Here is a 22,033-nt window from a genome sequence, read left to right on the forward strand (position 1 = left end):
CCCCCATGTCGGGCAACGATGCGAGTATAGAAGCGAATTTTGACCGCTGACTACCGCTTGGGCTTGAGCAGGGTACCGGTGCATTTCGGCGAGCCGCACAGGCACACCCACAGCTTCTTCAGGCGCGCCGTGTGCGGCACTTCCAGCACGATGCCGTAGTCGTAGGTGAGCTCCTCACCGGGCTTGATCGCGCGAATCGTCTCGATCACCACGCGGTCCCTGCGCGGATCGCCGCTGGCGCTCTCCTCGACCACCGCGCGGCAGTTCGGCGCGCAGCTGTGGTTGATCCAGCGTGCGCTGTTGCCATGCTGGTTGGCGTCGATGATGTACTCGTCGTTGAGCGTGAACAGGAACGTGTGGCCTGTCTCGCCGCCATCTCCGTACAGCTCGTCGGCTTCGACATGGGTCAGCAGCCTGCCCTTGTACTCGATGATCTCCTCGCCCTTGGGGATAGGGGTGGTGGCGAATACGCCATTGCCGTGGATCGGCGAGCGGCGGGCGGTGATGCGACGGGTCATGAAGAAGTCTGCGGCTTGGGAAGGACCCACGATGATGCCCGCTGTGTCTCGCCATGGGAACCGGCGCTGACTTTGTCATGCCTGCTGGGCTAAGATTCAAACAATCGTTTGAGGAGTCACCATGAAACGACTGTTGCGCGGTTTTCTGCTGGTCATCCTGGTTGCCGGTCTGCTCGCCTGCGGGCCACAGAAGAAAAGCGTCTACCCGCCCACGGTGAGCATCCAGCAACTGGTCGTGCTGCCGAACGGCCAGTGGCGGCTGACCGTGCGCATCCAGAACAACAGCTATGGCGAAATGGATTTCAGTTCGATCGACGGCCAGTTGCAGATCGCCGCCCTGGTGCCGATCCGCCTGCATGCGGATTTCAGGCTGGATATTCCGGCGCTGGTCGGAGACGTGATCCAGCTCGACGTGCTGCCCACGGAGCCGATGAGCACCGCGCTCCATGCCATCGCCGGCAAGGGCAGCGCCGGCTCGCTCGGCTACCGCGTCAGCGGCAGCACCAATGCGAAACCCGAGCAGGAAAAACAGCCGCGCGATTTCGATTTCAGCGGCAACGACTGGCTCTCGCCGGTACCTGGCATCCCCAACACTTACCGCTGACGTCGCAGCCACGACGTCATCTTTCACCGAAGGAATCAACATGACTGCCTACAAGGCCCCGCTCGACGATCTGCGTTTCGCCCTGTTCGACGTGCTCGGCGCCGAAAAGACCCTGACCTCGCTGCGCGGCGGCGAGGCACACAGCCGCGACCTGCTCGATGCCGTGCTGGAGGAAGCCGGCCGCCTCAGCGAGCAGTTGCTGGCACCGACCAATGGCCCCGCCGACGAGGAAGGCTGCCACTTCGACAAGGCCAGCCAGTCGGTGACCACGCCAAAGGGCTTCAAGGAAGCCTTCAAGCAGTTTGCGGAAGGCGGTTGGACCGGCCTGACCAACCCTGAAAAATACGGCGGCCAGGCGCTGCCCGGCGTGCTCGGCACCGCCACCACCGAGATCTTCCAGTCCGGCAACCTGGCGTGGAGCCTGTATCCGCTGCTGTCCGAAGGCGCCACCCACGCGCTGGAAATCCACGGCGAGGAATGGCAGCGCGAACGCTTCATGAAGCCGATCGTCGAAGGCCGCTGGACCGGCACGATGTGCCTGACCGAACCCCAGGCCGGCTCCGACCTTGGCCTGCTGAAGACCCGTGCGGAGGCCGGCGACAACGGCACCTACAAGATCACCGGCACCAAGATCTTCATCAGCGCCGGCGAGCACGACCTCACCGAGAACATCGTGCACCTGGTGCTTGCGCGCCTGCCCGACGCGCCGGAAGGCAGCCGTGGCATCTCGATGTTCATCGTGCCGAAGTTCAAGGTGAACGAGGATGGTTCGCTCGGCGCGCGCAACACGGTCGCCGCCGGCGCGATCGAGCACAAGATGGGCATCCACGCCTGCTCCACCTGCGTGATGAACTTCGACGGCGCCGAAGGCTACCTGATCGGCAAGCCGCACAAGGGCTTGATGGCGATGTTCACCATGATGAATGCGGCACGCCTGTCGGTCGGCGTGCAGGGCCTGGCGCTGGCCGAGCGCGCGCTGCAGAACAGCCTCAACTACGCGCGCGAGCGGCTGCAGTCGCGCTCGCTGTCCGGACCGAAATTCCCCGACAAGCCGGCCGACAACTTGCTGGTGCAGCCGGACGTGCGCCGCATGCTGTTGACCCAGCGCGCGTTCGTCGAAGGCTCGCGCGCGCTGGTGCTGTATACCGCGCTGCAGACCGACATCGAATCGCGTGCCGCCGACGAGGCCGCCCGCAAGGCCGCCGGCGAGCTGGTCGCCTTCCTCATTCCGATCGCCAAGGGTGTCGTCACCGAACTGGCGCAGGAATGCACCAAGGAAGCCCTGCAGGTCTATGGCGGTCACGGCTACATCGCCGAGAACGGCATGGAGCAGTTCGTGCGCGATGCCCGCATCATCACCCTGTATGAAGGCACCACCGGGATCCAGGCCGCCGACCTGCTCGGCCGCAAGATCCTCCAGCTGCAGGGTGTCGGCGCCAAGCACTTCCTGCAGGAGATCAGCGCGTTCTGCCAGCAGCACAGCGCCGACGCATCGCTGCGCAGCCTGATCGGCCCGCTGGCTGTCGCCACCAGGGAATGGAGCGACCTCACCGTGAGTCTGGCCCAGCGCATGCAGGCCAACCCGGAGGAACTCGGCGCCGCCGCCAACGACTATCTGTACTACTCCGGCTACGTCACCCTGGCCTACCTGTGGGCACGCAGCGTGACCGCCGCCGAGGCCAGCCACCAGTCGGCCGCGTTCAAGCAGGCCAAGCGCGACACCGCCGCGTTCTACTTCGCCCGACTGCTGCCGCGCACTCTGATGCACAAAGCAGCCATCGAGGCCGGCGTCGGCACCTTGCCCGACATCGCCTGAGACATCATCGGACCATCAGCAAAGAGCCCGGGCATGCCCGGGCTCTTTTTTGGATCGCATACCGGTCAGTCGTTCAACGGCCGATGACGTTCAAGAGACGACCACTGCCACCGGCTGACCATGAGGGATGTGCCCAGGTTGGTCACCTATGGCGCAAGAACGACATCATTCACGGCCGCTCGCAGCACATCAGTACCTGGAGCTGTCCTGAAGCGTGCTTCCCCCCATCCGCAGGTACTGCTGGATGAGTTCTTCATGGGCATCGGCGGCCAGCAGCAGTTCACGTGCCATGGCTTCCTGCGCATCCGCGACGCTCGGCTTCCGTGACGCGACAGGCGGCGTTTTCACGATGCGCGGAACGGGCGCCTCGGCCACGACCGATTCGGACTCGAGCAGGTAGGAGATGTCATAGGCATGATCGTTCATGCATTGAACGAAGCAATATGCTTGCCAACTCCAGACCGAAACACACGATGCCGTGGCATGGTGCGGCTGTCGCCCGATCACGGTCCACATCCGCAAGGAGACTCCTGAATCCGGGCGTGCGATCGGACGGATCGCAGAAAGACTTGATCGCCTTCTGCCGGGTCTCGCCTGGCCGCCCGCTATTCGGCGAGCTCGAAACGCGTGGTGCGCGTGGCCGGGTCCGCTTCGACCAGCCTGACCTCGACATCGGCTCCCAAGGGCAGTGCGGACGCGCTGGAAACGGTCGCCTCGATCGCGGGGTCGCGCACGATGACGACGCCCTTCTTGGGGTCGCCGGACGCGACCTCGACGATGGCGCCGGCGAAGGTCTCGCCTACGCGTGCGGCCAGCACCTCCGCTTCGGCCAGATCGAGGACGGCCTTCTCGTACTGCCGCGCGCGATGGCCCGAGGCCTGCATCGTGGCGGGCAGGCCCGGCAACGCCGAGAGTACCCACGCGGGTACTGGCTGCTTCGCGCACAGCGCCACGCAGACTTCGCCGGTGTAGCGATCGACCAGCCGACGCAGCGGCGCGGTGGCGTGGGTATATTCCGCGGCCAGCGCCCACTGCATCGGCTGCGCAGGCAGCTCGCCGTCGAACGCCGCATAGCCGGCGCCGCGCAGCACCGTGGTGCACGCGGTCAGCATCGCGACATGCGTGTCCTTGGCCGGGTCGAGCGAACGGATGAAATCGGGATAGCTCCGTGCAGGCGGCCAGTCGATGCCGAGCGCCTTCGCGGTGATGCGCAATCGCTGCAGCGACTGCGGTTCGGGTTCGGGCAAGGTGCGCAGCAGGCCGACCTTCGCCTGCACCATCAGCTGCGCCGCCGCCATGCCGGTCAACAGCGAGATCTGCTCGTTCCAGTCCTCGACCGGCAGGCGCGCACGGAAGGCCAGCGTCCACTGGCCGTCGACCACGTCGATTTCCTGCTCGGGCAACGGCAGGCTGATACCGCCACGGGAGAATTCGCGCTGCCGGCGCAATTCGCCGATCTCGCGCAACACGGCCCACATCGGATCGGCGGTACCGGCGTCGATCAGCCGCTGTACACCGGCGTAGTCGAGCCTGGCGCGGCTGGTGACGCGTGCTCGCCGCACGTCGATACCGGCGATCTCGCCACCTTTGTCCAGCTCGATCGTCCAAAGCAGGGCGGGGCGCAACTGGCCCGGCAACAGCGAGGTGGCACCCTCGGACAGCACTTTGGGATGTAACGGGATCTTGGCATCCGCGCCGTACAGCGTCTCGCCGCGCCGGTTCGCCTCGAGATCGACCGGGTCGCCGGCGGTGACAAAGGCGGCGACATCGGCAATCGCGTAGTAGACGCGATAACCGGCACCGCCGTGCTCGACGTACATCGCCTGGTCCAGGTCCATCGATCCCGGCGGATCGATCGTGATCAGCGCGATATCGGTACGATCGAGCTCGGGCAGCCGCGGATTGGCGGCGGCCCGTGCGGCGGCGGCCTCGACTTCCGGCGGAAACGCCAGTGGCAGTTTCAGCGTGGCCTGAATGTCACGCATGCCCTGCGTGAGTGCGTCGTTGTCGGCTTGAACATGGATGCGGCGGGTGGTCGACACAGGCAATCTTCCAGGCGGGTGGCTGGCGACAATCCGGGACCAACGCATCGCCCGGCGGGTGGTCGTGCTGCCCGGAATATACATGCGTCGCCCGGGACTTCCGCAGCCACCGCGTCAGGTGTAGAAACGACAGGGCCATCCCCCGCATCCTGTCGACCGCATCATGACCACCACCTCCCTGCTGATCCGTCTGGCCGAAGACGACGACGATTTCATCCTTTCGCTGGTGCCGCGCTTCGTGGATTTCACGCTGCCACCCTGGCGACGGCGACACGAATGTGTCGAGGGCATCCGCAACGACCTGTTGCGACATCTGGAAGACCAGCCGGCAAACAGCTATTTATTCGTGGCCGAAGACGCAGACGGCACGCGGGTGGGTTTCATCCACCTGCAGCGCACCGCGGATTTCTTCACCGGCCGCAGCAATTGCCACATCTCCGATCTGGCGGTGGCGCCGCAGCACGAGGGTAACGGGGTCGGCCAGGCCCTGCTGGCACATGCCGAGGGTTGGGCACGCGAACATCAGTGCCAGCTGGTGACGCTGGCGGTGTTTCCCGGCAACGAGCGCGCACGCGCGCTGTACGAGGCGACCGGTTATGCACCGGATCTGCTGCGACTGGCCAAGGCGGTGCGCTGAGCACGGCGAGGCACAAAAAAAAGATGGTGCCTGCGCACCATCTTTCTTCAAACGCCGAACGGCATGTTCCAGACCCGTCGCAGCGGTTCACCACCGCTGCGACGATTCAAGGACGCTCAGTTCCGGGTCGTGCTGCCAGCCGCTTCAGCCTGCTCACGCGCACTGAGGCGCTGGGTCAGACGGTCGATATTGGCCAGTGACAGGAGATGCGCGTAGATCCAGCCGAACACGCCTTCGCGCACGAATTCGTGGGCGGTCTTCTCGTCCAGCGCGCGCAGCTTTTCTTCGTTGACCACGAACAGGCCGTTGAGGTTGATCGACTGGCCTTCCGCGCCATCCTTGCCATCCTTCTGCAGCCGGATGTTGCGCGGTTCGAGCAGGCCATACTTGTTGAGCTGCTGCATGAACCAGCGGGTGCGCTGGATGTTCTGCTGGAACTCGCCGAGGAATTTCACCGCATTGGTCAGCAGCTCCGTGTCCGTGCCGTCTTCCTTGAACAGGCGCTCGCCCTCGACCGTACCGAAGCCCTCGTAACGCTCGTCGAGGAACACGGTGAGGTCCTCGCCCTCCTCCTGACCGGCCGGCTTCTCGGCCAGCACGAACGGATAGCGCCGCACGAACGCCGGGATATAGGTGTTCGGTGCCCACTGGCCGTCGGCGTCGACGAACAGGTTTTCATCCTGGCGCAGACCCAGCAGCGCGATCGGGCCGGCATCATTGACGTCATTGCCCGCAAACACGATCAACAGATCACGCGCAGCAAGACCGAACTCGGTACCGGTGAGCGGCACCGAATGCACGTTCATCGCGAACTTCAGGGTCGGCATGCCCTTCAGGCGCAGATCCCTGTGTGTGGCGCGATTGAGCGGCACCGGATGCTCGTAGAAAAGAACTTCAGCCACGTTGACTACCTCTGTCCCCGCCGTGCCGGGTCACCACCGAAGCGCCCCTACCAAACCCGGCGTGGGGTCTGTGTGACTGATGATCATATCAGCGCTGCAGTACGTCGCGCGACTGTACGGGGGATGGCTGGTTCACCGCGCTAGCATGCGAATTGCAATGAAATTGGTCTATGCTGGCTCCAGACAAGCATTCTGCATCGCTGAAACGCTCTCAAGGCCCTGGCTGAAGGACGATCTACATGCTGATGGAAGTGCCAAGTCGGGCCGATCTCAATGCGACCCGCGTACTGTCGCTGGACTCGGCCGGCCGCATCCTCGACTGGATCAGCTGGCAGGAGGCGGTGTGCCTGTACGTCCGCGACGCCGTGGCCTGGACGCTGGGCGACCCCTGCCTCACCGTGCACGGCGGCATCAATCGCCTGCATGGCATGCAGAGCCTGCTGCAGTTGCACCCGATCATCGCCAGCACCGGCCGCTGCCGCGATCACGCCGTCGACCCGGCGCCTGCCCTCACCAACACCGCGCTGTTCGCCCGTGACCGTCATCTGTGCCTGTACTGCGGCGATCACTTCACCCGCGGCGAACTGACCCGCGACCATGTGCTGCCGATTTCCAAACGCGGCAAGGACGAATGGGAGAACGTGGTCAGCGCCTGTCTCGCCTGCAACCTGAAAAAGAGCAATCGCACCCCGCAGCAGGCCAATATGCCGCTGCTGGCTGTACCGTACCGGCCCAGCTGGGTCGAGCATCTGATCCTGTCCAACCGCAATATTCTGGCCGACCAGATGGATTTCCTGGTCAGCCATCTGCCGCGCGACCGGCGCCCGCACGCCGCCTGAAGGCGGGCGATAGCGCCCACACGCCCAGGTTCCGCCCGGCGCTGCCCTTGCCCCGCCTCTCCGCTGGGCCAACAATACGCAGATGAACGACCTTTCCCACTATCCCCACCTGGCTCCGATCGAGACGCCGGCCGACCTGCGTCGCGTCCCTGACGACGAGCTGCCCGCGGTCGCCGACGAACTGCGCCAGTACCTGATCGAGGCCGTGGCCAGCTCCGGCGGCCACTTCGGTGCAGGCCTGGGCGTGGTCGAGCTCACCGTCGCTCTGCACCACGTGTTCGACACACCGCACGATCGCCTGGTGTGGGACGTCGGCCACCAGTGCTATCCGCACAAGATCCTCACCGGCCGTCGCGAGCGGATCACCACGATCAAGAAGAAGGACGGGCTGGCTCCGTTCCCGCGGCGCGAGGAGAGCGAATACGACACCTTCGGCGTCGGCCACTCCTCCACCTCGATCTCGGCTGCATTGGGCATGGCGATCGCCGCGCAGCGCAAGGGGGACAACCGCAAGGTCGTCGCGGTGATCGGCGACGGCGCGATGACCGCCGGCATGGCGTTCGAAGCGCTGAACCACGGTGGTGACGTGGAACCCAACATGCTGGTGGTGTTCAACGACAACGGCATGTCGATCAGCGAAAACGTCGGCGCGTTGACCAAGGTGATGGCCCGCGCGATGGCCAGTCGCCGGCTCAACGCGTGGCGCGAGCGGGCCAAGCGGGCGATCCCGAAGCAGTCGTTCTTCGGCCGCTGGTTCAAGCGCTGGGAGGAACACGCCAAGGGCATGTTCGTGCCCAGCACGCTGTTCGAGGAACTGGGCTTCCACTACACCGGCCCCATCGACGGCCACAACATCCCGCAGCTGCTGCAGGCGCTGCGCACGGTGAAGAACCTGCCCGGTCCGCAGCTGCTGCACGTGATCACCACCAAGGGCAAGGGCTATGCCCCGGCCGAGCAGGCGCAGATCGAGTATCACGCGGTCGGCCCGTTCGACCCGCAGGCCGGCCTGATCAAGAAAAATGCGCCGGCCAAGCCGACCTATACCGACATTTTCGGCGACTGGCTGTGCGACCAGGCCGCCGCCGACCAGCGCCTGCTCGGGATCACCCCGGCGATGCGCGAAGGGTCCGGCCTGGTGCGTTTCTCGAAGGCATATCCGCAACGCTATTTCGACGTGGCGATCGCCGAGCAACACGCGGTGACGCTGGCCGCCGGCATGGCCTGCGAAGGTGCGAAACCCGTCGTGGCGATCTATTCCACCTTCCTGCAGCGCGCCTATGACCAGGCGATCCACGATGTGGCACTGCAGAATCTCGACGTGACGTTCGCGATCGACCGCGCCGGCGTGGTCGGCCCGGACGGTGCCACCCATTCCGGCAGCTTTGACCTGTCGTTCCTGCGCTGCCTGCCGAACATGGTCATCATGGCGCCGGCCGACGAGAACGAATGCCGCATGATGCTGAGCACCGGCTTCCAGTATCCCGGCCCCGCCGCCATCCGCTACCCACGCGGCAGCGGCACCGGAGCCGCGATCCACCCGCAGCTCGACACCTTGCCGATCGGCAAGGCCGAACTGCGTCGCCGCGGCCGTGGTCTCGCCCTGCTGAGCTTCGGCGCGATGCTGGCGCCGGCCGCCACGATCGCCGCCGAGCTCGATGCCAGCCTGGTCAACATGCGTTTCGTGAAGCCGCTGGACGAGGCAATGATCCTCGAACTGGCGCGAACCCACGACGCCTTCGTCACGCTGGAAGACAACGCGATCGCCGGTGGCGCCGGCTCGGCCGTGGCCGAATGCCTGGCTGCGCACGGCATCAGCCTGCCGATCCTTCATCTCGGCCTGCCGGACATCTATCTGGAACATGGCAGTCGAGAAGAAGTGCTGAGCATGGCCGGGCTCGACCTGCCCGGCATCCGCAACGCGATACGTGCCCGTTTCCCGCAGGCGGGCATGCTCAACCAGGCCAACGCCTGAGTCCGCTGTCACGGCGGTTCGACGGTACGGCAACGTTGCGGGGTGGTCTGCACCAGTTCGACCCGGCTGGCGCAGGCATCACCATGAGGAGCCACGCAATCCATGAGCGGGTGGTTGATCCGTGCCGTCAACGCAAGCCGGCAGCACGCCATGGCGGTGGTGCTGGCGTTCGCCATGCTGACTGCCGGCTGCCTGTACTACGCGGCCGGTCATCTGGGTATCGATACGGATACCGATCACATGTTCGCGGCCAGCTTGCCGTGGCGGCAGCACGAACTGGCCTTCGACCGCGAGTTTCCGCAGTTCGATAATCTGCTGGTCGCCGTCGTGCGCGGCGCCACACCCGAAGAAACCGACCAGGCTGCGGCTGCGCTGGCTGCCACGCTGGGTGTCGATCGGCAGCATTTCCATGACGTGACACGACCGGATGCCGACCCGTTCTTCCGGCGCGAAGGCCTGCTGCTGCTCGGCCCGGACGACCTGGGCACACTACTCGGCTCGCTGATGGCGGCGCAGCCGTTGCTCGGGCCGCTGGCCAGCGATCCGTCGGCACGCGGGCTCCTGCAGGGTGTTTCGCTGATGGCCGAGGGCGTGCGCATCGAGCACGCCGACCTCAGTGCGTACAACACCGCGTTGCGACAGCTGCAGCAAGTACTCGATCACGCAGGCACCAGTCGACCCGTGCCGCTGTCGTGGCAGTCCCTGCTTGGCTCAGACGCCACCCGCCAGACCGACAATCTGCGGCTGGTGCTGCTGCACCCGATACTGGAGAACGGCTCGCTGCAACCAGGCCTCGCCGCCACGCAGGCACTGGAGCGCGCCATCGCGGCGCTGCCGGCCGTGCGCAGCGGCCGCGTGCGGGTGAATTACACCGGCTCGGTGGCTCTCTCGGATGTGCAGTTCGGTGCACTGACCGAAGGCATCGTCGGCAGCACCCTGGCCAGTCTCGCCCTGCTCGCGCTGTGGCTTTACCTGGCACTGCGCTCGTGGCGGCTGATCGTGGCAGTGCTGCTCACCCTGCTGGCTGGTCTGGCACTGACCCTGGGCTTCGCCGCAATGGCCATCGGCACACTGAACCTGATCTCGATAGCGTTTGCGGTGCTGTTCGTCGGCCTCGCCGTGGATTTCGCGATCCAGTTCGCGGTGCGCCTGCGCGACGAACGGCTGCATCAGCCTGCACTGGCTGATGCACTGAACGGAACCGCACGTGCAGCAGGCGCCCAGATCGCCGTAGCTGCGGTGGCCATCGCCTGTGGCTTTCTCGCATTCGCGCCGACCGCCTTTGTCGGCGTGGCCGAACTGGGACTGATCGCCGGCGTGGGCATGGGCCTTGCCCTGCTCTGCACGCTGACCCTGCTGCCGGCACTGCTGTGGTTATTCCAGCCGCGCGACCAGCAGCGCGAACTGGCGCTGCCGTTTGGCAGCACCTGCGACGCGATGCTGCAGCGGCATCGCATCATCGTGCTCGGCCTGTTTGCCGTACTCGCGGCGGCAGGTGCGATCGCCGCCGTGCGCATGCCGTTCGATGCCAATCCGCTGCATACGCAGAATCCCGACTCCGAGCCGATGCGTACGCTGCGCAGCCTCACGGACAACCCGGTCACGAACCCGTTCAACATCGACCTCATGGCGACCGACCTGGCCCAGGCACGCACACTTGGCGATCGTCTCGGGCACCTGCCCGAAGTGGCCAGCGTGATCTCCGGCGCCACCTTCGTGCCTGCGCAGCAGCAGGCACAGCTCGACCAGCTGGAGCAAGCGCAAGACTTGTTGCTGCCCTCGCTCGAGCCGGAAGGGACCGCACCCCCGGTGACACCCGCCGCGTTGCGCGAGGCGATTACCGATACCCGCGACGCGATTGCCCGCGCCGACGCGAACCTGCCCGCCGATTCACCGCTGCGTGGCATCGACACTGCGCTGCAACACCTTGCCGGTGCGCCGGACGCACGCCTGCTGGCAATGAACGAGGCGGTCACCCGATTCCTGCCCGACGAATTGGCCAGCCTGCGCGATGCGCTGAACGCCGCACCGATCACCCTGCAGAACCTGCCGGCCTCGATCCGTCGCGACTGGTTTGCCGCGGACGGCCGCGTGCACCTGCAGGTATCACCGACCATCGCCGCGCACGACACCGCGGGCTTGCGTCGCTTCGTCGATGCCGTGCAGGCAATCGCGCCGGAAGCCGGCGGTCCGGCCGTCACCACCATCGCCTCCGCCGACACCATCATGCACGCCTTCCTTCAGGCCGCGGTGCTCGCCACACTGGCCATCGCGCTGGTATTGCTGTGTACGCTGCGACGACTGCGCGATAGCGGCATCGTTCTGCTGACGCTGGCCATGTCGGCGCTGCTCACCGCCTTGCTGGCGCGCATGGCCGGCATGGCGATCAACTACGCCAACATCATCGCGCTGCCGTTGCTGCTGGGGGTCGGCGTCTCGTTCAACGTCTACTTCGTGATGAACTGGCGCGCCGGCATGCGCAGCTTCGTCGGCTCCGCCTCGGCGCGCGCGGTGCTGTTTTCCGCACTCACCACCGGTACCGCGTTCGGCTCGCTGGCGCTGTCGCATGATCGCGGCATGGCCAGCATGGGCAGCCTGCTGCTGCTCAGCCTGGTCGCCGTGCTGCTGGCGACCTTCGTGTTCCTGCCCGCCCTGCTCTACACGCTGAAGCCAGCTAGGGATGCCCTGGCCCATTCTACGTAGGCGTCACCGTGACTGTCTGTTCGCAGGCCACAGGGCCGTCGGCGAAGACAGACTGGCCGTCTGTCGAGACGGTGGACCGAAGGCATGCGGACAGACAGTCACAGCCCCACGCATTGAATTTAAAGTGATGGGGTGATGTCCAGAAGGTGCGTAGGCTGCGCCGCGCAGCTTGGCAATACGGCCACGCGCAACACACCCTACGCGCCTTCTGGACATCATGACATCTACGTAGAATGGGCCAGGGCATCCCTAGAACGGCACGTTGACCGAGACGCCGAGCGTGCGCGGCGTGGACAACTGCACCAGCATCGGGCCACCCACGCTGGCGAGAAAACTGACCGATTCGGAGTTGAGCGTGCCAATCGCCACCCGGCGATCAAGCGCGTTGCGCAGGTAAAGATCCACGCTGACACCACTGCGCAAGGTCATGCCGGTGTCGAGATCGAGCATGGCGAAACCGGGCAGGTTGAAGTTGGGGTCGCTCGAATCACCCTCGAAGCCCGCGTTGCGCTGGCTCGACAGACGCAGGTTGGCACCGGCATAGGCTGCATCGCCGGCCAGCCGGAAGTTGTACTTCGCGGCAAGCGTGGCCGTCTCCTTGGCCGAATACGGCAGGCGCGCACCGTCCTCGATACCCTGCTGCGGATTGCCCTGCAAGGTGCGTGCGTCGGTATAGGCACCCGAGCCGCTGAGCATCCATGGCCCGGTTGCATAGGTGGCCTGAAACTCGAGACCCTTGATCCTCGAATCACCCGCATTCTCGATGATCGCGTTGCCGACCGTGTAGGTGATCAGCTGCATGTTGTGCCATTCGATGTCGTAGGCATCGATACCCACGTTCAGATGGCCATCCAGATGACTTCCCTTGTAGCCGAGTTCATAGCTCTGCAGCGTATCCGAACCGAAGGTGTCGCCGGCGTTCGGATTGGAGCCGAAGATCGTGCTCTGCACCGGCGCCTGCAAGCCACCGGGACGATAGCCGGTCGATGCGCGCATGTAGTAGCTGCGGGTCTTGTCCGGCCGGTAACTGGCGGTGAGCATCTTGGTGATGTCGTCGCTGATCATGCCCTCGCGGAAACCGCCCGGGCTGCCGGCCACCGAGCCATCCTCGAAGTTGGAAAGATGCTGCGAATTGCCGCTGGCGCGCACACCGGCCGCCAGGTCGATCGTCGGGGTGATGTGCCAGGTCACGTCACCGTAGCCGGCATATTCCTGGTAGCGGGAATTCACCTGTTGCGCCAGCAGGATGCTCCGGCCCGGTGGCGGTAGGTTCGCACCTTCCAGCGCGTACTGCTCCCACTCGTCCTCGCGGTTGAACCACAGCCCCGCCAGCCAGTCGAAGTGGTCGCCCTTGCCTGAGGTCAGGCGGATTTCCTGCGAGGCCTTGTGCACGTCGTATCGGGAGTCGACATAGAGCGAGCTGAGCGCGCTGTCGCCACCGAGTGCAGGATAAAGCTGGTTGTACAGGGTCAGGAATCCATCCGGGTAATCCTGCACGCTGTGGTTGACGAAATTCTGGTACGAGCTGATCCAGTCCAGGTTGGCCCAGCCGAAGTCGTAACCGGCATGGAATGAATACAGCTGCAGGGTCTGCGTGAACGGTTCCCGATGATTGAGCTGGCGATTGTAGGGGCCACCCGACGCAGGCTGGCCCGTAGTCAGCGAATAGTCGGCCATCGACAGGCCATCGGCAGCGATACGCTGGACCATCGCGCTGAGGTTGAAGCTGAGCTTGTCGGTCGGATCGACCTCAAGCTGCGCACGCACCCCCTGAGTATGTGTGCGGTCGTCACCATTGGACGGCGTTTCGCCCACGGCGCGGTATAGCCCGGCACTGTGCTGATCCATTACCGATACGCGCAAGGCCGCCTTGTCCTGGACCAGCGGAATATTCAGCGTGGCCCGCTCGGTGTAATTCATGCCGGCTTGCTGGGTATGCGAGATGTCGAAGCCCGCTGATCCGGAAAACCCGCTGGTATCGGGCTTGTTGGTGACGTACTTGACCAGGCCACCCATCGAGCCGGCGCCGTACAGCGTGCCCTGCGGGCCGTACAGGAACTCGATGTGATCCAGATCCATCAACGCCGCGTCGAACACGAAGGTGGCGGCCGAGGCATACACGGTGCTGCCACCGACCGGCACGTCGTCCATGTATACCGATACGGTGGGACTGGTCTGGTTGCCGGTGGACACGCCGCGCATGATCAGCTCGCCTTCACCGGCACCGCCCGAGCTGGCGAAGAACACGCCCGGCTGGTACGAGACATAGTCGCTGAGCGTGCGGGCACCGACCTTCTGCAGGTCGGCCGCCTTCACCGTATCCACATGCATCGGCACTTCGCGCGACGGCTCGCGCCGGCGATTTGCAGTGACGATGACTTCGCCCAGTGTCGTCGCCTGCCTGGCATTTCCCCCACGGCTGTCAGCGGCCGGTGGCGTGGCATTTGCGCCGGTCGGCGCCGGAGTCGATTGCGCGGCGACCAGCGCCGGAATGCAGCACAGTGAAGCACCGATCAGGCGATACCAGCGATGACTGCCGGCGACATGAAGCCTTCCACCGGCACGGCCCGAGACACTACCCGCATGAAACTGCATGAGTCTGCATCCTCATCTGGCACGGATAATCCCGGTGCGGATGACAGCAGATCAAGGCCCGCCGGGATCCAACCGAGAACGACATGCGGGTGCCAGCTTAGCGCGACCATCGACAAGGCACCACGACGACCATCCCCTTGCGATCAGCAACAACCGCCGCTGACCCGATCGCGCTGCTCCAGGTCCCTGGCCGTGAACACATTGGCATAACCGGCGTCGACGAGCAGTTTGCGGATGGCGACGCCCTGATTCCAGCCATGCTCGAACAGCAGCCAGCCACCGGGCTGCAGGTGCACGCGTGCATCGCACACGATGCGGCGGATATCGTCGAGGCCATCCTGGCCGGAGGCCAGTGCACTGGCCGGTTCGAAACGCAGGTCACCTTGCGCCAGATGCGGATCGTCAGCCTCGATATATGGCGGGTTGGAAACGATCAGGTCGAAACGCTGGCCGGCGAGCGGCGCGAGCCAGTCACCGTTCACGAATGCAACGTTGCCGATAGCGAGGCTCCGGGCATTGTGCTTGGCGACCGCAAGCGCTTCGACACTGGTGTCGGTAGCGGTGATGCGTGCCAGCGGACGTTCGCTGGCAATCGCCAGCGCGATCGCGCCGCTGCCGGTGCCGAGATCCGCCACGTTGCATGCCATGTCGCGTGGCAGTCGCTGCAATGCCAGCTCGACCAGCAGTTCGGTTTCCGTCCGTGGAATCAGCGTGGCCGGGCTCACCGCCAGCTCCAGCGACCAGAAGCCGCGGCGGCCGGTGATATACGCCACCGGCTCGCCGGCTTCGCGGCGTTCGAGCAGCGCCACGTACGAGGCTTCGACATTCTCGTCCAGCAGGTCATCGGCATGCGAGTACAACCAGCTGCGTGGCTTGGCGAGCGCGTGCAACAGCAACGCCTCGGCATCGGCGCGCTCGCCGAGCCGTAGCGTGGCCGCAGCCAGCGTGCTGCGGACATCAGGCATCGTGCGACTGCCCCGTTGGCGAGCTCGGCAATTCCGGGGGCACCACCGCCGGCGTCGGCTCGGATTTGCGCCAATAGCCGCCATGCGTCCATGCATCGAAAGCCCAGCGCAGCCAGCCGATCAGTGCGTTCGCCAGCCACAGCGCCCAGGCCAGCATGGCGAGCTTGTAGACCCACAGCGAAACGCTGAACACGCCGCCGCTGGGCAACACGCCGGCACTCTGGTCGGCAAACCAGCGCAGGCTCCACGCGCTGGAGTCGTTGCCGGCCACATGCATGTCCGGCAGGCCGAGCAACCCTTTCGGCACGGCAGCGATCAGCACGGCCAGCGCCAGCAACGTAAGCGCGGCAAGACCCAGCTGCAACAGGTTGAACTTCGTCGTACCCAACGATGCCGGTGGCGTATTGCGTGCGCGCAGCCCAAGCAGGATCAGCCAGACCACCACCAGCGCGTAGGCACTCCACGCGAAGGCCGAGAAGCCCAGCCCGAGCAGCAGCCAGTGCCGGAAGCGCAGCGGCGTCGGTGCGTAACGTGCCAGCAGCCACGCCGCCAGCAGCAGCACGATCAGCTGCGACCAGTACAGCACCGCCGGACCCACGATCGGGCCCCATGTCCATAGCACCCAGCGATCCTGCGGCAACTGCAGCGAGAGATCGACGTTCGCCACCGGCGCGTGCAGGTCGAATACCGGCGTGTGCACGCGGGCGGCAACTCCATCCGGCTCACGCAGGCGCAGCGTATAGGCATGTTCGCCAGGCAATAGCGGCAGGCCGAGCTTGCCGTCACGCACGGCAAGATTGATCGACTCATCATCGCGCTTGGCATCCAGCAATTCGCTGCCCGCAGGCAGGCTGATCGCATGCTCGCCGCCGCGGGTACTGCGTGCCTGCAGGCTCAGCGTGACTTCGCTGGCACGCTCGCCCGTCGCGCTGGTCAGATGCACGCTGTCGAAGGCAAGGCTGTCGCCCGCCACCGCCACCGGCTGGCTGAAGGCGAGCTGCAGGCTCTCGCCGGGCAACGGCTGGAAACGCAGGCCGTCGTTGCTGGCACTGGTCGGTACACCCTTGGCCTCGACATGCCACATCGGCGCCACATGTACCTCCCACACCTCGGCACGATCGCCCAGTGCCGGGGCCTGCAGCGACAGTTGCGCCGTGTGATCGAGACGGCTGGTCCAGCGCACGACGTTGCTGTTCGCATTGAAGGTGATACTGATGCGGCCATCCTTGACCAGTGCATCGTCGCCGAGTGGATGCTCGCCTGGCAGCAACGGCAAGCTGATGCTGAAACCGCCCTGCTGAGGCGCGATGCGTTCGACCTGGTTCTCCACCTCCCAATCGACGCCCAGCGCCAGGCTGCGGGTCAACCGCACATATGGCGGGAAACTCTGCACCGTCGGCAGGCTCTTGCCATCGCTGGCGGTACGCATGCGATGCAGCGCGATGCTGTCGCCCAGCGGGCGACCATCGTCGACACCATCCAGCGACCAACCCATGCCGTCGACGGTCTGACCGCCGAACACGATGCGCTGCGGCCGCACGGTGAAGCGCAGGCTGGCGCTGTCCGCCGCGCCGATACGGTAGTGCAGGCTGATCCGATGCACGCCGCGGTCCAGCCGCACCAGCAACTGATCGTTGTTGCGCGTGAGTGCCGCGTCGGCATGACCGTCCACACTGACGTCGGACAGTTGCAGCACATCGTCGTCCTGCGGCAACGGCAGCGCGATCGGTGCGCCCACATGCGCTTCCAGTTCCACATCGAGCAGATCGCCACTGGCCTGCAGCTGGGCCTGCGCAATGACGGCGCATGCCGGCACACACTTCGGCACCTCGGTGAGCCGGTTGCGCAACTGGTCCAGCAACTGCTGGCTCGGCAGGCTCTGCGCATGCGCGCCATGCGGCAACAGCGCAAAGGCAAGCAGGGCAGCACCCATCACACCGCTGCCACGCCAGTCGCGCCAGCGACCACGCAAGGGCAACAGCAGGGTAGTCACCAGCTTCGCCAGCAGGGCGGCCAGCAGGCCAACCATCGCCACACGCAGCAGGCGCACCAGCCAGGCGGGTGCGATCATCAGGCGCGTGCTCTGCTCCGGCGTCACCGGCCCGGACCAGCCCAGACGATAGTTGTTGCCCTCATCCCAATGCGGCGTGCCGGCGCCGGCCTGGATCAGGGCCCGGTTGTCCTGCTCCGAACTCACCAAGTCGGATGCCGATACCCTGGTGCCCGTCACGACCACGCTCTGCAGTCTTCCTGACATGGCCACATCTGCCGACTCCACCACCGATGATGCGACGGCATTGTTGCTCACCTCTTCGACGGGAGCTGGCGGAGCCGGTGGCGCCGGTGCTGCTGGGGCGAACTGGCGCATGATCGCGGGCGGCGGTTGTTTCATCGCCTTGTTCGCATAACGCTCGTCCTGCGCCGCCGGCTCGATGAAATTTGCCGAGACGATCCGGTTCTGGTTGGCAGCCTCCAGTTGCGGATGCAGAGCGTATTGCAGTTGGGTCGCGACGAAGGGCAAGGTCCACAGCAACGCCAGCACGAAGACGGCTACCGCGCCGATGCGTGCCACGGATCTCAGGCGTCCTTCCGGTAGCGCACGCAACAGCAACGTCAGCGCCAGCACGATTGCCAGCGTCCACAGCGGCGCAGCGCTTTCGTGCTGCGCCAGCGCGAGATAGGCGGCAGCCAGAATGGCCCACGGCCAGCCGAGCAGACGCCCGGCCAGCAGCGCAATCAGCGCCACCACGAACAGGTCAAGCAGGCTCCACTGCGCCACCCACGAATCGGGCGAGCGATCGACACCGCTTGCCCCGAGCAGGCGGTAGCCATACGGCAGATGCAGGGTGGCATTGATCCCTTCCAACGGCAGTTTCCATCCCGAACTGGGCATCGCACCACCACGTGTCGGCAGGCGCAGGCCAGCGTTGAGGTTGAGTTGCTGGTCACGCAGCTCGATCCCGCTCAGGCCATCCGTGCCCCTGGTCACCAGAAGCGGGGTGTCGTTCTGCGCAGCACGCTGCAGCTGCCACGGTGCGGCTACATCCAGCCGCTGGTGATGGTGCAGCTCGCCGCTGAGATGATCGGCGACGCTGAGGCCACCACCGTCGAAGTCCAGCCACAATTGACGCTGCAGATGCAGCTGATCGCCCTGGCCACCCTCATCCCCGCGATTGCCCTGCTCGATCGCCAGACCGGAGGCATCATCCAGAACATAGGCAGGAAGATCGGCCCAGTCACCCGGTACACCCGCTTGAGCGGCATCGGTCGCGTTGCCTTCCACGCGCGTGCCGCGCAGCGCGGTATCGTCGGCATAACTCCAGACTTCCTGCCGCGGCCAAGGGGCCGCCGGCAGCTTCAACGCAACCTTGCTCAGCGGGGCGATGCTGCGCGAAGCCAGCGTGATCGTCCATTGCCCCGGACGCAGCTGCACGCGCAATTGACCATCGTTCTCCAGTCGCGCCGGCAGATCACCCGACAAAGCCGTCGCGACGAAGCCAGCCGGCAATACCGGGCCCAACAGCTGCTCGCGCGCACTACCGGTGACGTTGAACTGCAACCGTGTTTCCAGCATGGCAGGCAGACCGTCTTCGAGATGTCGGTACACGCGCAGCGACAAGGCATCGGCAGCGCGCTGTGCCGCGGCAGCTTCGCCGAGCGTGAGCTGGTCACCATTGCGCTCGATCCGCGTCACAGCCGCCCCATCGACGCTCAGTGTGATCAGTCCGATCGTCGCCGGCACATGCAGCCGTGCCGGGCGCGTTGTCCATGGCAAGCTGCCGCGCAGCTGATAGTCGCCGGGCGTCAACCACACCATCGGCTGGCCACCTCGTTGCAGGACCGTGGCCGGCTGGTTGTTCGTGCTCACCTGCTGCGGCCAGTTTTTTTCGTCACCCGGCAGCGCCACCCAACTCGGTGCGTCCACATGCACGTTCAGGCTGAAGTGTCCGCCATCCTGGCTGGCGTCGAGTGTCAAACGGCCGGGCCACGCACACTGATAGCTGGCTTCATAGGAAGATGGCATCTGGTTGGCGAGGAACGGGCAGTCGTGCCGTGGCACCTCGTGCAGCACCCAGGCCTGCCAGTCGCGCAATGGCGGCGGCACGTCCTGCGCCGGCAGAGGCGCGACAAACAGCAGCCACAGACCCAGCAACCCAAAACCCAGCAACCCTGGCGATCGACGAAGCATGCGTTTCTCCCTGTGTGCCCGCGGGGCCGGCACAGTGTAAGTGGTACACGGCAGGCCCACAGCAGCAACTGCATCCTGAAGGAGTCGTCGCCCGTATCTGCATGCATGCCACCTCAGCCTCTGATGAAACGCAGCCTGCTGCGCAATGGGGTTAACCGGCCAGCCACATCGGCCAAGCCCATGGACCATCCAAAGGAAAACGCATGCCGAGCAGTACACCCAGCCCCATCCGCGGCCCGTTTCGCCGAGGCCTGCTAGCTACCGCGCTGATGCTGCTCGGCGGCGCCCTGCTCACCGGTTGCCAGGCCGTGCTTTTCAGCGGTCTCAACGCCACCGCCAGCAAGACGGGAGTGGTCGTGCAGCGCGGTGTGGTGTTCGATGCGGTGCACCAGCTCGCACTCGACGTTTATCGGCCAAGCGACGCCAGCCATGCGCCGGTGGTGGTGTTTTTCTTCGGCGGCAGCTGGAAGTCCGGCAAGCGGCAGTGGTACGCATGGGTAGGCGAGACGCTGGCCAGGCGGGGCCTGGTGGTGGTGATTCCCGACTACCGCCTGTGGCCCATGGTGAAACTGGATGGCTTCATGCAGGATGCCGCACACGCGGTGGCGTGGACGCATGCACACGCCGGCGAATACGGCGGCAACCCGGACGACCTGTTCGTGATGGGTCACTCGGCCGGCGCGCACATCGGCGCACTGCTGGCCACCGACGCACACTGGTTGAATGCCGTCGGCATGCAGCCGCGGCAACTGGCCGGCTTCATCGGCCTGGCCGGTCCGTACGATTTTCTGCCGCTGAAGGATCCGGATTTCATCGACATGTTCGGCACCACACACAAAGCACAACTGCGCTCGCAGCCGGTGCACTTCGTCAATGGCGACGAGCCACCGATGCTGCTGATGCAGGGCACCACCGACAAGATCGTCTGGCCACGCAACGCCGAATCACTGGCACGCGCCTTGCGCCAGGAAAACGAGCCGGTCGAGGTCAAGCTCTATCCGGATATCGGCCACTTCGCGATCCTGTTCTCGATCTCGAAGCCGCTGCGTGACAAGGCACCGGTGATCCAGGATGTCGTGCAATTCATCCACGAGCATCCCCGTGCGGTATCCGTGGCAGCCCCGGCGGAAGTTAGTGCGCCGTGATCAGCGACGCACCGGCTCGATCGCCTGGGTGATCGCCTCGAACACCCATTGCCGAAACCAGCTGTGCGCGCGGTCGCCGTCTTTCGACGCATGCCAGTAGGCCAGGATCGGAAACGCCTTCAGCCGGATCGGCAGCGGCTGCACGGCAATCGGCAGCAGCGTGGCCAGGTGGTTGGCATACGAGCGCGGCACGGTCAGCAGCATCTGAGTGGCCGCGGCGATCTGGCAGGCGGAAAAGTAGTGCTGGCTGACCAGCTGCACATGGCGGAACATGCCGTTCTGGCCGAGCAGCATGTCCAGCGCATTGGCCTCGCCCAGCGCCGATACGGCGACGTGGCGGGCGCTCATGTAGTCGCTGCGCCTGAGTTGCGTGGCGCACGGGTGATCGGCGCGCATCACCACGACCAGTGACTCGTCGAGCAGACGTTTGCGGGAAATCTGCGCACTGGCCCGCAGTGGCCGATCCACTACCAGATCGACCGTGCCCGCCGCCAGCTCCCGTTCCACGTCATCGGCAGCAACACGACGACTGACCACGCGCAACTGCGGCGCGTGCTGCTCGATCCGCGCCAGCAGCGAAGGCAACGCGATCGATTCAAGGATGTCGCGAAAACCGACGGTCAACTCGAGATCCAGCTGCGCCGGATCGAAACGCGGCTGCGCGTGTGCAGTGGCATGCAGGCCTTTCAGATGCAGCTGCACCGCCGGCATCATCGTGCGCACCTTCTCGGTGGGCAGCAGCCGGTTGCCTTGACGTACAAATAGCGGATCACCCAGTTGGTCGCGCAAGCGCTGCAACGCATGCGTGACCGCCGGCTGGGTAAGGTGCAGCACGCGTGCGGCGGCACTGACGCCGCCATGGCTGTAGATCGCATCGAGCACGCGGAACAGGTTCAGGTCGATGCGGTTGTCGGTGCGGTCCATGTCCTGCTCCGTAAAAGAAACTTCGAAAAGCCATCGTCATTCCTGCGATAGCAGGAATGACGAGTGAAAGCCCTGTTTTTCGAGACCTCCTAAAGTGCCTGTGCGGGTTTGCATGCCATGCCAACGCCCATCGATAATTCTGATGGATAGTCATAAAGCATATTCATTTTACTAATTCTATA

The 22,033-nt window shown here is 65.2% G+C and carries 15 protein-coding genes; 7 read left to right on the top strand and 8 right to left on the bottom strand.

The genetic code is table 11. The features are described 5' to 3' along the window. Nucleotides 1–50: 50 nt before the first annotated feature. The gene (locus ACYVKM_RS01175; RefSeq protein ID WP_460875158.1) at nucleotides 51–518 is read right to left on the bottom strand and encodes an SET domain-containing protein; all 468 of its coding nucleotides are present in this window, start codon (nucleotides 516–518) and stop codon (nucleotides 51–53) included. 121 nt (nucleotides 519–639) lie between these two features. Here ACYVKM_RS01175 and ACYVKM_RS01180 point away from each other — a divergent pair, with 121 nt between their 5' ends. Both ACYVKM_RS01180 and ACYVKM_RS01185 read left to right on the top strand, forming a co-directional pair. Beyond that, nucleotides 640–1,122, top strand: coding sequence for a hypothetical protein (locus ACYVKM_RS01180; RefSeq protein ID WP_460875159.1), 483 nt, complete (start codon nucleotides 640–642; stop codon nucleotides 1,120–1,122). A 40-nt stretch (nucleotides 1,123–1,162) separates the two neighbouring features. Continuing rightward, nucleotides 1,163–2,938 (top strand): acyl-CoA dehydrogenase C-terminal domain-containing protein, encoded by a 1,776-nt coding sequence (locus tag ACYVKM_RS01185; RefSeq protein WP_460875160.1) that lies wholly within the window; start codon nucleotides 1,163–1,165, stop codon nucleotides 2,936–2,938. A 189-nt stretch (nucleotides 2,939–3,127) separates the two neighbouring features. Here ACYVKM_RS01185 and ACYVKM_RS01190 read toward each other — a convergent pair whose 3' ends face one another. Both ACYVKM_RS01190 and ACYVKM_RS01195 read right to left on the bottom strand, forming a co-directional pair. Further along, nucleotides 3,128–3,364 carry a hypothetical protein gene (locus tag ACYVKM_RS01190; RefSeq protein ID WP_460875161.1) on the bottom strand — a complete coding sequence of 79 codons (237 nt, stop codon included), beginning with the start codon at nucleotides 3,362–3,364 and terminating at the stop codon, nucleotides 3,128–3,130. Nucleotides 3,365–3,543: 179 nt separating this feature from the next. After that, on the bottom strand, nucleotides 3,544–4,980 hold the full coding sequence (locus tag ACYVKM_RS01195) for an RNB domain-containing ribonuclease (RefSeq protein WP_460875162.1): 1,437 nt from the start codon (nucleotides 4,978–4,980) through the stop codon (nucleotides 3,544–3,546). Between the two features lie 163 nt (nucleotides 4,981–5,143). Here ACYVKM_RS01195 and ACYVKM_RS01200 point away from each other — a divergent pair, with 163 nt between their 5' ends. Further along, entirely contained in the window at nucleotides 5,144–5,617 is a 474-nt protein-coding gene (locus tag ACYVKM_RS01200; protein ID WP_460875163.1) for a GNAT family N-acetyltransferase, read from the top strand. Nucleotides 5,618–5,733: 116 nt separating this feature from the next. On the opposite strand, the gene ACYVKM_RS01205 is transcribed toward ACYVKM_RS01200, so the two are convergent. Further along, nucleotides 5,734–6,519 carry a SapC family protein gene (locus tag ACYVKM_RS01205; RefSeq protein WP_460875164.1) on the bottom strand — a complete coding sequence of 262 codons (786 nt, stop codon included), beginning with the start codon at nucleotides 6,517–6,519 and terminating at the stop codon, nucleotides 5,734–5,736. A gap of 239 nt (nucleotides 6,520–6,758) precedes the next feature. On the opposite strand from ACYVKM_RS01205, the gene ACYVKM_RS01210 reads away from it, so the two are divergent. The 3 genes from ACYVKM_RS01210 (at nucleotide 6,759) to ACYVKM_RS01220 (ending at nucleotide 12,033) form a co-directional block, all read left to right on the top strand. Next, nucleotides 6,759–7,358, top strand: a complete 600-nt coding sequence (locus tag ACYVKM_RS01210; protein WP_460875165.1) for an HNH endonuclease — start codon at nucleotides 6,759–6,761, stop codon at nucleotides 7,356–7,358. Between the two features lie 82 nt (nucleotides 7,359–7,440). Then, entirely contained in the window at nucleotides 7,441–9,330 is a 1,890-nt protein-coding gene (dxs, locus tag ACYVKM_RS01215; protein WP_460875166.1) for a 1-deoxy-D-xylulose-5-phosphate synthase, read from the top strand. Nucleotides 9,331–9,432: 102 nt separating this feature from the next. After that, nucleotides 9,433–12,033 (top strand): MMPL family transporter, encoded by a 2,601-nt coding sequence (locus ACYVKM_RS01220; RefSeq protein ID WP_460875167.1) that lies wholly within the window; start codon nucleotides 9,433–9,435, stop codon nucleotides 12,031–12,033. 249 nt (nucleotides 12,034–12,282) lie between these two features. Here ACYVKM_RS01220 and ACYVKM_RS01225 read toward each other — a convergent pair whose 3' ends face one another. The 3 genes from ACYVKM_RS01225 to ACYVKM_RS01235 form a co-directional block, all read right to left on the bottom strand. Continuing rightward, nucleotides 12,283–14,628: a TonB-dependent receptor gene (locus tag ACYVKM_RS01225; RefSeq protein ID WP_460875168.1), complete on the bottom strand. Its 2,346-nt coding sequence runs from the start codon at nucleotides 14,626–14,628 to the stop codon at nucleotides 12,283–12,285. Between the two features lie 143 nt (nucleotides 14,629–14,771). Next, a complete protein-coding gene (gene prmC, locus ACYVKM_RS01230; RefSeq protein WP_460875169.1) occupies nucleotides 14,772–15,593 on the bottom strand; it encodes a peptide chain release factor N(5)-glutamine methyltransferase in 822 nt (273 codons plus the stop codon). After that, nucleotides 15,586–19,782, bottom strand: coding sequence for a hypothetical protein (locus ACYVKM_RS01235; protein ID WP_460875170.1), 4,197 nt, complete (start codon nucleotides 19,780–19,782; stop codon nucleotides 15,586–15,588). The genes prmC and ACYVKM_RS01235 overlap by 8 nt, the downstream gene beginning before the upstream one ends. A 203-nt stretch (nucleotides 19,783–19,985) precedes the next feature. Between ACYVKM_RS01235 and ACYVKM_RS01240 the strand changes: the two genes are divergently transcribed. Next, nucleotides 19,986–20,927 (top strand): alpha/beta hydrolase, encoded by a 942-nt coding sequence (locus tag ACYVKM_RS01240; protein WP_460875171.1) that lies wholly within the window; start codon nucleotides 19,986–19,988, stop codon nucleotides 20,925–20,927. Here the strand turns inward: ACYVKM_RS01240 and ACYVKM_RS01245 are convergent, their stop codons facing one another. Then, on the bottom strand, nucleotides 20,928–21,851 hold the full coding sequence (locus tag ACYVKM_RS01245) for a LysR family transcriptional regulator (protein WP_460875172.1): 924 nt from the start codon (nucleotides 21,849–21,851) through the stop codon (nucleotides 20,928–20,930). Nucleotides 21,852–22,033 lie beyond the last annotated feature (182 nt).

This window comes from Rhodanobacter koreensis, from assembly GCF_054782855.1.

What these genes read in the sequence shown, in the direction of transcription:
- ACYVKM_RS01175 (WP_460875158.1), bottom strand. Translation starts at nt 518, where the DNA reads ATGACCCGTCGCATCACCGCCCGCCGCTCGCCGATCCACGGCAATGGC.
- ACYVKM_RS01185 (WP_460875160.1), top strand. Translation starts at nt 1,163, where the DNA reads ATGACTGCCTACAAGGCCCCGCTCGACGATCTGCGTTTCGCCCTGTTC.
- ACYVKM_RS01245 (WP_460875172.1), bottom strand. Translation starts at nt 21,851, where the DNA reads ATGGACCGCACCGACAACCGCATCGACCTGAACCTGTTCCGCGTGCTC.
- ACYVKM_RS01240 (WP_460875171.1), top strand. Translation starts at nt 19,986, where the DNA reads ATGCCGAGCAGTACACCCAGCCCCATCCGCGGCCCGTTTCGCCGAGGC.
- ACYVKM_RS01225 (WP_460875168.1), bottom strand. Translation starts at nt 14,628, where the DNA reads ATGCAGTTTCATGCGGGTAGTGTCTCGGGCCGTGCCGGTGGAAGGCTT.
- ACYVKM_RS01210 (WP_460875165.1), top strand. Translation starts at nt 6,759, where the DNA reads ATGCTGATGGAAGTGCCAAGTCGGGCCGATCTCAATGCGACCCGCGTA.
- ACYVKM_RS01235 (WP_460875170.1), bottom strand. Translation starts at nt 19,782, where the DNA reads ATGCTTCGTCGATCGCCAGGGTTGCTGGGTTTTGGGTTGCTGGGTCTG.
- ACYVKM_RS01220 (WP_460875167.1), top strand. Translation starts at nt 9,433, where the DNA reads ATGAGCGGGTGGTTGATCCGTGCCGTCAACGCAAGCCGGCAGCACGCC.
- ACYVKM_RS01200 (WP_460875163.1), top strand. Translation starts at nt 5,144, where the DNA reads ATGACCACCACCTCCCTGCTGATCCGTCTGGCCGAAGACGACGACGAT.
- prmC (WP_460875169.1), bottom strand. Translation starts at nt 15,593, where the DNA reads ATGCCTGATGTCCGCAGCACGCTGGCTGCGGCCACGCTACGGCTCGGC.
- ACYVKM_RS01190 (WP_460875161.1), bottom strand. Translation starts at nt 3,364, where the DNA reads ATGAACGATCATGCCTATGACATCTCCTACCTGCTCGAGTCCGAATCG.
- dxs (WP_460875166.1), top strand. Translation starts at nt 7,441, where the DNA reads ATGAACGACCTTTCCCACTATCCCCACCTGGCTCCGATCGAGACGCCG.
- ACYVKM_RS01180 (WP_460875159.1), top strand. Translation starts at nt 640, where the DNA reads ATGAAACGACTGTTGCGCGGTTTTCTGCTGGTCATCCTGGTTGCCGGT.